Genomic DNA, 8,599 nt, shown 5'->3' with positions numbered 1-8,599 from the left:
CGTTATATAGTGCCATATTTATTCGCAATAATAACCAAAATGGGCTATATCATCGTATATAGGTTATCGATTGTTTTGAAGCGTTGATCGCATTTGTCGCTTTTGGACTTATGCAGCTGTTTTTTCGGCGAAAAGTGCACATTAAACCTTTTTGATAATACTGCAATTCGGTATTATGTGCTTAGATCACTATTATGGTAGATTTTTATTTTGAACGACGTGAAAACAAATTCGTTGGTTTGCTTATTCCAACTTGAACCTCAGGAAATCAAACACGCTCAGGTATTGTCTGGTGTGTCACCCTACGTATTACGCAGGGTATTTGGTTTTTGGATGTTATTTGTTTTCGCTATCGCCGGCGTGGTGTCTGTAGCCCCTGGCTTGTCTTTGTTCTTTGTGAGCATGACGTTCATTGTCCTATTGCTATTTACTTTCCTGATCTTTTACCAAAGCCGCATTTCTGAAGGTTGGCCTGCGATCCTGTATTATCATGGTCGGTTGGGCGTGGTGAAAGATCCAATCTCTCGCCAGTTTTTATTCGTGTCTCCGTCTATTGTGAAAACGGCATCTCCTACGGTGTTGAAACCCAACAAAAAAGCGGTAGCGATTGAACTGGATACGCGAGAACTGTCTGAAAACGACAAGTTCTTGTTACAGCAGGCTATCTGGCCCAGTGAAGACAAATTGATCGCACTGAGTTACTTCAAGAAACGCGAGAACATTTGTAGTGCGATTGCCGATGTATTAAAACGCAAACGCAATGCCAAAGCGGGCGAACATACACAACCCAGTGCGGCGCAATAAAACGCAAAATACCGTATCCGTATCAGGTTCGGTTCAAACAACCTGGTTGTTTCTTCATCGGTAACTTCTACACAGTGTAGAGAAATAGCTACAGTTTTCTTCAACTTTAGTAGCATTATTATTTCTTGAATTCAAATAAAAACAATGGGTTACAATTTTGGCCCGAATCTCGCTGTAGAGTCTGTGAACTCAAAACAGGAGATATTCCATGAAACGTTCACTTTTATCATGTATCGCAGTAGGTGTATTAACCACAACCGCTGCAACCTCTGTATATGCATCAACTGAATGGGAAGACAAGGCGAAGGATGCATGGATTGATGGCAAAGCCGAAGCGTCTCTGTTGTTTAATACGCATTTGAACTCGTTTGATATCAATACTGATGTCAAAGACGGCGTGGTGATCCTTACCGGTAAAGTCGATAGCCGAATCGATAAAAAGCTTGCCGAAGAACTGGTAGCAGGTATCGATGGTGTGTCTGAAGTCGACAACCAGCTGTCAGTGATCAGCATGGACGACGATGAAGACGTTACCGCAGAAAAGCCGGTGTCACAAGAGTTGAAAGACGCCAAAATCGCCACCGTGGTGAAATCGAAATTGTTGATGGACAGCGATATTTCTGGCCTGGACATCGACGTTGATGTGACCAAGGGACACGTTAAGCTGAAAGGTTCGGTTGAAAGTGAAAGCGCACGTGCGCTGGCAATCGAAATTGCGAAAAATACGTCAGATGTTGAGTCGGTTGATGACGAACTGACCATCGAAGAAAGTGAATAACGCTTTAGAGAAGCTGCGTTGTCGTAGCTTCTCTTTTTTATTTCTGACAACAAACACAGAACAGGAATTTTGCAAGATGGACAATGCTAATGATGACCGAGACTTTCAGCCAGACGAACGTGCTTTTTTTAATTGGTTTGCACGTTACGATGAGGCGGCCAGCCCATCGGAATACCAAATTCGTCTGAATGAGATGAACTCGCCGGGTCAAAACGAAGAGGCATCGTCTTAGTGTGCAAACTGGCCGAACAGGCCAACAGGAATCCATCCACTTAGTATGAGCAGGGATGGGAGGAGCCGGGGCGCAGTTAGAACCGGTGTGAAAGCAAGCAAAACCAACGATGTGGTGACGACAATGCATAATTTAACGAAATGGGCATTTGGTTCTCTACTGGTTTGCAGCGGTGTATGGGCAACCAGTCAATCAACGCCTCTCACACAATGGGCACAGGAACAAGATGGCGCACAAACGACGGAACTCGTCGCCGTCGCCCCGCAATACAGTAACGCTATTGAAACACTCGAACATGCCATAGAACGTACCCGTTTTAATTCACAGAACAGGGTTCATTCGCTGCGATTAAAACGCATTATTTATTACCTGAGTGAAGCGCGGGAATTCGAACAGCGAAACTGGCATTTTAACCGCGATGATTCGCTGGAGCGTGCTAACGCCATTCTGCGTCACCATCGAATGAAGACCGGACAAGGACATGCATTATAAATCACTGATAATACCGTTAGTCAGTCTGGCTACGCTGGTCGCGTCCGGATGTGCGCAGATCCCTGATGAGTCAGCTTCTGCGCAGCCGGTGTCGATTAAACAGCCAGACACACCGCTATCAGCAACCGATGCGCTGTCTAACGGTCAATCAGTGACATTGACGACCTCGCAAGGGGAAATCCGTGTAGATCCTGCCGTTGTCTCGATGGAGCAGACAGTCCTGAACGGCGATCCAGAAACGCTTCCCGCTTATTACGACCCCTGGGAAGGCTTCAATCGCGCCATGTTCTCGTTTAACAATGGTGCCTACAAGTACGTGCTGACGCCTGTATCCAACGGATACCGTGCCGTTGTGCCTGCGCCTGCACGGCAGTCTGTGGGCAATTTTTTTGATAATCTGCGTGAGCCGTTGAATTTGCTGAATCACCTGTTTGCCGGTGAAGTGAAAGAAGCGGGCAGTAATCTTAGCCGGTTTGTGATCAACTCCACCATTGGGCTGTTGGGATTATTTGACCCCGCCACCAGTGTGTTTGAAGTAGAAAGGCAGCCTCAAAGTATCGGTGACACGCTAGCCGTCTGGGGTATCGAGCCGGGACCGTATCTGGTGCTGCCGTTATTAGGGCAAAGTGATGCACGAAGTGGTGTGTCTGTGCTTGCAGAAGGCTTTGTTCACCCGGTTAACCACGTAACGCACGCCCCGCATAATTATCAGCTACGCGTCGTTGATGGCGTCGATGATTTCAGCAGCCAGTCAGACACTTACCACACGCTATACAGTGAATCAGAAGACCCTTACGTGTTCTTCCGCAATCAGTATTTACAAGCACAAAAACGCGATATGTGGTTTGGCAAGCAAGCCGACAGCAGACAGCAAGTAACACCTGCAGCCACTGAGAATGAGAAAAACACCGATGAAAACTAATGCTGTGTCTCGTATCGCGGAAACCATCATTCGTTTTCGCATCGCCATTCTTGTGACAATGATGCTGATGCTAGCGGCAGCTATTACCGGCGTACCACGCTTCAAAATAGCAGCATCGGCAGACACCCTGTTGGCCAAAGACAATGCCTTGTATATTCAGTCGCAGCTGGCACAGCAGACATTTAATCCCGACGAATTTATTCTGGTGGCCTACGAGCCAACCGGGCATGACGTTTTTAGTGAGCAGACATTTTCTGATCTACAACGCCTGAGCGACGATTTTAAATCCATCGCGCGTGTCGAATCGGTAACGTCGATTATTAATGTGCCATTAATTAAAGATGCTGCAGCTCTGACGGGAGAAACACAGGTTAGTCAGCTCACCTGGCAGGCTCAGCAATACGGTGCGGAGACCATGCGCTCGCTGATTGCGGACCATCCAATTTTTACCGATTTACTGATCAATAAAGCCAATACCGCCACAGCAATTCAAATCGTATTTGAAACCAACGAGGAACTGGCGCGCCTTGAGCGTGACATTATTGCCATAAAAGCGCAATACATCGGTCAGGACATACCAGAAGAGGCACAGGCTCAGCTCGATGCGTTGGAACAGCAAGCCGATCCCATTCGACAGTCGCTCACCAATACCCGAAAAGAAGAAATTGCCGCGATAAATCAAATAACGCAGGCGGTTTCTGAGCGCGCCAATATTTACTTAGGCGGCCCTTATGTTGTAGGTCAGCATCTTATCGATATTATCACCCGTGACCTGGTTGTCTTTGGCGCTGCAATCGTGTTGGTCATCGCACTGTTACTTCTGCTGCTGTACCGTCGCCTGCGGTGGGTGTTATTTCCGCTTACTGCCTGCGCTGTGAGCGTGGGAATTACCGTGGGGTTGCTCGGCTGGCTGGACTTACGAGCTACCGTGATTTCCGCTAATTTTGTTGCACTACAGATTATTCTGACGCTGGCGGTGATGATCCATATGATCAGCAGTTATCGGCATATAGCTCGTGAGCAGCCAGAAAGTCATCAACACGAGCGGGTTCGCCGGGTTTTACAAGCTAAGCTGGCTCCGTGCTTTTTTGCGGCATTAACCACATCGGTTGGCTTTGCGGCGTTATTGTTCAGTGGGTTAGCGCCCGTCATGTCGTTTGGTACCATGATGCTGCTGGCGACCAGTATTTCATTGCTGGTCAGCGTAATTGGGTTTCCGGCCGGATTGGCGTGTTTAACAGCCAAAACAGAAGGCAAGGAATGGGGGCTGTTCTCCGTTGTGCTTAATCGAGCAGCGACGCTGTCTTTTCAACGACCCGGCTGGGTGAGTGTGATAGCCGCCAGCGTATTACTGGTGTTGTCAGTTGGCATAACCCGCCTCAATGTTGAAAACTCGTTTATCAACTACTTTGCCGATGATACCCGGGTGCATCAGGAACTGGCCTATATCGACAAGGAGTTTGGCGGTACGACAGCGCTGGATATCATTATTAACATTCAACACCCACCGAGTGACTCTGCACTGTTGTTGAGTGCGAATAGCGTAAACCAACTGCAAATAGTACAAACCGCGGTGAACGCGTTTGAAGCGACTGGCAGTGTGACGTCGGTGGCGAATTTTACAGCCCTTGCTAAGCAGCTAAACAACGGCAAGCCGTTAACCGAATACGAGTTATCCAGTATTTATTATTTGCTCGATCAAAAAGTGGTTAATCAACTGGTAGGGGCGTATTTTTCTCCTGAGAAACAGCAGTTGCGCATGGCCACGCGTATCCAGGATACAACGGAAGGGCTCGATCGCGAGCAGTTTATGTCCCAGTTACGGCAGGATATGCAGGCTGTGTCGCTGGACGGTGATGACTACCAGCTCACCGGATTGTTCGTGCTTTATCAGGATATTTTAGCGCGGTTGTTTGACTCTCAAATCACTACGCTGGGCATAGTTTATGTGGCACTCGGTGCGGTGTTTTTGTTGATTTTCCGTTCTATTCCACTGGCGTTAATTGCGCTGGTCCCCAACATACTGACGACACTGGCCATACTCGGCATTATTGGCTGGGCGGGTATTCCTCTCGATATCATGACCATAACCATTGCTGCTATTGCGATGGGGATCGCCGTCGATGATACCTTACACTTTGTGCACAGTTATCGAGAGGCCAATCAGGAAGGGGCGGAAAAAGCGACACGGCATGCGTTCAGAGAAAGTGGGCTGGCAATTCTGATCACAACGTCGTTGATCGCCATTGGTTTCTCGCTGTTTGCTTGGTCTGATTTTCTGCCCAGTGTGTACTTTGGGTTGTTGACCGCCCTGGCAATGCTGTTGGCGCTGGTGGCCGACATGACCTTATTACCGGCGCTGCTGAATGTGTTTGTAGGTAAACAGGAAAATGAGCAAATGGAGGACGTACAGCATGCAAAATAAATGGGTTAAAGATATATCAGCGACATTTTTCGCTGGCCTGTTTATGTTTATCTCGGCCACGATGATCTGTCTGGCCGTGGTACATTTTTCAGAAGGTTTTCAGCCAGATGTCGACTTTGTTTCGGCAGTGATAAAGTCAATAAACGATTTATTTATTGCCTTGGCGACGTACGAGTTAGCCATGGGAATTTACAAAGAATACCGCTTTAGTGAAGAAGACAATTTGTTTGATGCGATTCGGCGTACTGTTACCCGGTTTGTCAGTGTAGTTATTATTGCCCTGGTGCTGGAAGGCCTGATCATGATAATTAAATACAGCCAGCTGGATTTGGCGGGTAATTTGTTTTATCCGGTTGCCGTGGTCGTTGCTGCGAGCTTACTGTTGATGGCGTTAGGCCTCTTTTTGCGCTGGAGCAGAGTGGGGAGTGCTTAGAGCGAATAACCCACGTTTGTAGTTCAGATACAGACACACTGGCTTAAAACCACCCGACTGGGTACACTGGCGTCACACTTTTTCTGACGCCAGTAGCAAATTCGAATTGTTACTGGGGCTACTGTTTATTATTCAGGCCCTTTTTTCATGATTAACAAACTTTTTTCGCCGTGTTTTATATTCATTGTCGGTGTTCTCGGACTGCTCGCTGGCTGCACAGACGCGCGATCGCCTCAATCTGAAAGTGACGACATACCGGTAATCCGGGTTGCCACGTTTAATGTGAGTATGGAAGCAAACAACTACCGTTCACAGGACGTAACGCCTTCTGAGCAGACCTTGCTCACGCTGCTTAACGACCCACAACAACCTCAGATTCGCAATATTGCCGAGATTATTCAGCGCGTCGCGCCCGATATCATTTTATTAAATGAGTTTGACTATTCCGCTGGGGCAACGCCCTCTGCAGTCCAGCGATTTATTAATCACTTTCTGGCGGTGAGTCAGCAAGGACAGACACCACAACACTACGACTACATTTATGCTGCACCGGTTAATACCGGAGAGCCGAGTCCTTTCGACCTTGATGGTGATGGCAAGGCAACGGGCACAGGTGGCGACGCTTATGGCTATGGCATCTATCCGGGGCAGTATGGCATGGTGTTGTTGTCTAAATTCCCCATCGATACCGACGCGGTCAGAACATTTCAGATGTTTCATTGGCAAGATATGCCCGGAGCCCAACAACCGGTTCACCCTGACACCCAGGATAGCTGGTACAGCGACCAAGCCTGGCAAGGCATGCGCCTGAGTTCTAAGTCGCACTGGGATATTCCGGTTAACGTGAAGGGGAAATGGCTACACGTGTTGGCAATGCATCCAACGCCGCCTACCTTTGACGGCCCGGAAGATCGCAACGGTAAACGCAATCATGATGAAATCAGACTCATGGCCGACTATTTGTCACCTGACAAAGCCTCATACCTTTACGACGATAACGGCAATAAGGGCGGTCTGGCGCCGAACTCCCGGTTTGTGCTGGTGGGAGATTTTAATGCCACCGACGTGGGGGATAAACACCGTGCAGGTGTAATTGAGCAGTTGTTGGACCATCCCCGTGTCAATGGTGCCGTAGTGCCGGAGAGTGAAGGTGGCCGCGCTCACTGTAGCCAGGCATTTTGTGCTCGGTACACGGCAGAGTGGGGCGCTCGGGCTGATTATGTTTTGCCCTCAAAGTACGGGTTGTCTGTGAAGCAAAGCGGGGTTTTCTGGCCTGCTGAAGCAAGCGCTTTGTATCGCTTGGTGGAAAATCGTCAGGCCAGTTCCGATCATCGTCTGGTCTGGGTGGATATAGCGGTAGAGTAGGGCATAAAAAAGCCCACATCGTACTGTGGGCTTTCTGAATGATTGTTGATTAACAATCTTTGTCTTTGGCATCGACGCCTTCTTTGACATCTTCACAGGCATCTTCGATAGCGTTACCCGTATCGGTAACCACTTCGTCTATCGTCTCGCCTGCATCTTCTGCTGCGCCATCACCACACGCAATCACACTACTGGCAAATGCCGCGATCACTGTCATTTTCAGTACATCCAATAATTTTAACGTTTTCATAGCCGTCTCCTTGTGTATTAAACGGGGTTTATGCTCTTGGGGCTTTACCGCGTAAGGCGCCCGCAATCAATGAAATAACCAGCAGCACTACGAATAGGAAAAACAGGAACTGCGCAATGCCTGTTGCGGCACCGGCGATGCCACCAAATCCAAATACTGCAGCAACAATAGCAATAATAAAAAATACAATAGCCCAACCTAACATGGTGTTCTCCTTCTCTTATCAGTCAAGGACATAATTACTAATGCCAGTTGCATGCCATTTGTTAAGTCATTGAATTTTATTGTTTTAATTTTTTTTGACTGATTGCGGATATGACTGACAGGCTAGCATTACAGACACTCGTGCATTTTTTACAGAGCGTCGGGATGGTTTTGGGCAGACATTTAAACGAATAGTCGGTAGGATCACGCAATCAGCTTACACAGGAGATTAAAATGGCAAACAGTCACTCGGCGTTTATTGGACTTATGCAACGTGCCCGCAACGTAAAACGTTGGCCGCTTATGGCGCAGTTTCAGTCTGAAATGCTATCGACGCATATTTACGAGGCGTCTGTCATCGCGCACATGCTGGGTGTCATTGCCAAAGAAATATTTCAGGAAGCCATCGAACCTGATCGCGTTGCAGCCATGGCTATTTTCCACGAGGGCAGTGAGATCGCCGGAATGAGTGACATACCAAGTCCGGTGAAGTATCACGACCCCGAAACGACCCAGGCGATTAAAAAGCTGGAGCGCCGTTTTGAGCAAATGCTTATAAAAACCCTGCCTGAGCCACTGCAAGCAACCTATGAGCCGCTGATTCTTCAGGACAAGAATGACGTACACGTGCGGTTAGCTAAAGCAGCCGATGTGCTGTGTGCTTATCTGAAGTGCGATTATGAGTTGGCAAAAT

Annotated in this window: 11 protein-coding genes; 9 read left to right on the top strand and 2 right to left on the bottom strand. The window is 48.1% G+C overall.

Features of this window, described 5'->3' with window-relative positions; translation table 11 throughout:
- The first annotated feature begins 219 nt into the window (after window positions 1–219).
- The 8 genes from AC4MRN_RS17590 to AC4MRN_RS17555 all read left to right on the top strand — a co-directional run bounded on the left by AC4MRN_RS17590 (window position 220) and on the right by AC4MRN_RS17555 (window position 7,451).
- Entirely contained in the window at window positions 220–804 is a 585-nt protein-coding gene (locus AC4MRN_RS17590; RefSeq protein ID WP_073322794.1) for a hypothetical protein, read from the top strand.
- A 208-nt stretch (window positions 805–1,012) separates the two neighbouring features.
- The gene (locus AC4MRN_RS17585) at window positions 1,013–1,582 is read left to right on the top strand and encodes a BON domain-containing protein (RefSeq protein ID WP_073321972.1); all 570 of its coding nucleotides are present in this window, start codon (window positions 1,013–1,015) and stop codon (window positions 1,580–1,582) included.
- Between the two features lie 76 nt (window positions 1,583–1,658).
- Complete coding sequence (locus AC4MRN_RS17580; RefSeq protein ID WP_175555793.1) at window positions 1,659–1,814, top strand: hypothetical protein; 156 nt, start codon at window positions 1,659–1,661, stop codon at window positions 1,812–1,814.
- 123 nt (window positions 1,815–1,937) lie between these two features.
- Complete coding sequence (locus AC4MRN_RS17575; RefSeq protein WP_139241549.1) at window positions 1,938–2,306, top strand: hypothetical protein; 369 nt, start codon at window positions 1,938–1,940, stop codon at window positions 2,304–2,306.
- Window positions 2,296–3,228, top strand: a complete 933-nt coding sequence (locus tag AC4MRN_RS17570; RefSeq protein WP_491204005.1) for an MlaA family lipoprotein — start codon at window positions 2,296–2,298, stop codon at window positions 3,226–3,228. The genes AC4MRN_RS17575 and AC4MRN_RS17570 overlap by 11 nt, the downstream gene beginning before the upstream one ends.
- The gene (locus AC4MRN_RS17565) at window positions 3,218–5,653 is read left to right on the top strand and encodes an efflux RND transporter permease subunit (RefSeq protein WP_491204004.1); all 2,436 of its coding nucleotides are present in this window, start codon (window positions 3,218–3,220) and stop codon (window positions 5,651–5,653) included. Before AC4MRN_RS17570 ends, AC4MRN_RS17565 begins: the two co-directional genes overlap by 11 nt.
- A complete protein-coding gene (locus AC4MRN_RS17560) occupies window positions 5,643–6,086 on the top strand; it encodes a hypothetical protein (protein WP_073321966.1) in 444 nt (147 codons plus the stop codon). The genes AC4MRN_RS17565 and AC4MRN_RS17560 overlap by 11 nt, the downstream gene beginning before the upstream one ends.
- A gap of 147 nt (window positions 6,087–6,233) precedes the next feature.
- Window positions 6,234–7,451, top strand: coding sequence for an endonuclease/exonuclease/phosphatase family protein (locus tag AC4MRN_RS17555; protein WP_491204003.1), 1,218 nt, complete (start codon window positions 6,234–6,236; stop codon window positions 7,449–7,451).
- Between the two features lie 49 nt (window positions 7,452–7,500).
- Here AC4MRN_RS17555 and AC4MRN_RS17550 read toward each other — a convergent pair whose 3' ends face one another.
- Together AC4MRN_RS17550 and AC4MRN_RS17545 are read right to left on the bottom strand one after the other, a co-directional pair.
- The gene (locus tag AC4MRN_RS17550; RefSeq protein WP_073321962.1) at window positions 7,501–7,701 is read right to left on the bottom strand and encodes a hypothetical protein; all 201 of its coding nucleotides are present in this window, start codon (window positions 7,699–7,701) and stop codon (window positions 7,501–7,503) included.
- 28 nt (window positions 7,702–7,729) lie between these two features.
- Window positions 7,730–7,906 (bottom strand): DUF1328 domain-containing protein, encoded by a 177-nt coding sequence (locus AC4MRN_RS17545; RefSeq protein ID WP_073321960.1) that lies wholly within the window; start codon window positions 7,904–7,906, stop codon window positions 7,730–7,732.
- A gap of 233 nt (window positions 7,907–8,139) precedes the next feature.
- Here AC4MRN_RS17545 and yfbR point away from each other — a divergent pair.
- On the top strand, window positions 8,140–8,599 hold a 460-nt coding region (yfbR, locus tag AC4MRN_RS17540), incomplete at its 3' end, for a 5'-deoxynucleotidase (protein WP_491204002.1).

The sequence above is a fragment of the Marisediminitalea sp. genome, assembly GCF_984433645.1.
The sequence above is the reverse complement of the archived record's forward strand: the minus strand, read 5'-3'. Positions and strand labels throughout refer to the sequence as shown.

Bases quoted from the DNA above. Each gene is read 5' to 3' on its own strand.
- AC4MRN_RS17580 (WP_175555793.1), top strand. From the start codon at position 1,659: ATGGACAATGCTAATGATGACCGAGACTTTCAGCCAGACGAACGTGCT.
- AC4MRN_RS17560 (WP_073321966.1), top strand. From the start codon at position 5,643: ATGCAAAATAAATGGGTTAAAGATATATCAGCGACATTTTTCGCTGGC.
- AC4MRN_RS17555 (WP_491204003.1), top strand. From the start codon at position 6,234: ATGATTAACAAACTTTTTTCGCCGTGTTTTATATTCATTGTCGGTGTT.
- AC4MRN_RS17550 (WP_073321962.1), bottom strand. From the start codon at position 7,701: ATGAAAACGTTAAAATTATTGGATGTACTGAAAATGACAGTGATCGCG.
- AC4MRN_RS17570 (WP_491204005.1), top strand. From the start codon at position 2,296: ATGCATTATAAATCACTGATAATACCGTTAGTCAGTCTGGCTACGCTG.
- AC4MRN_RS17565 (WP_491204004.1), top strand. From the start codon at position 3,218: ATGAAAACTAATGCTGTGTCTCGTATCGCGGAAACCATCATTCGTTTT.
- AC4MRN_RS17545 (WP_073321960.1), bottom strand. From the start codon at position 7,906: ATGTTAGGTTGGGCTATTGTATTTTTTATTATTGCTATTGTTGCTGCA.
- AC4MRN_RS17585 (WP_073321972.1), top strand. From the start codon at position 1,013: ATGAAACGTTCACTTTTATCATGTATCGCAGTAGGTGTATTAACCACA.
- AC4MRN_RS17575 (WP_139241549.1), top strand. From the start codon at position 1,938: ATGCATAATTTAACGAAATGGGCATTTGGTTCTCTACTGGTTTGCAGC.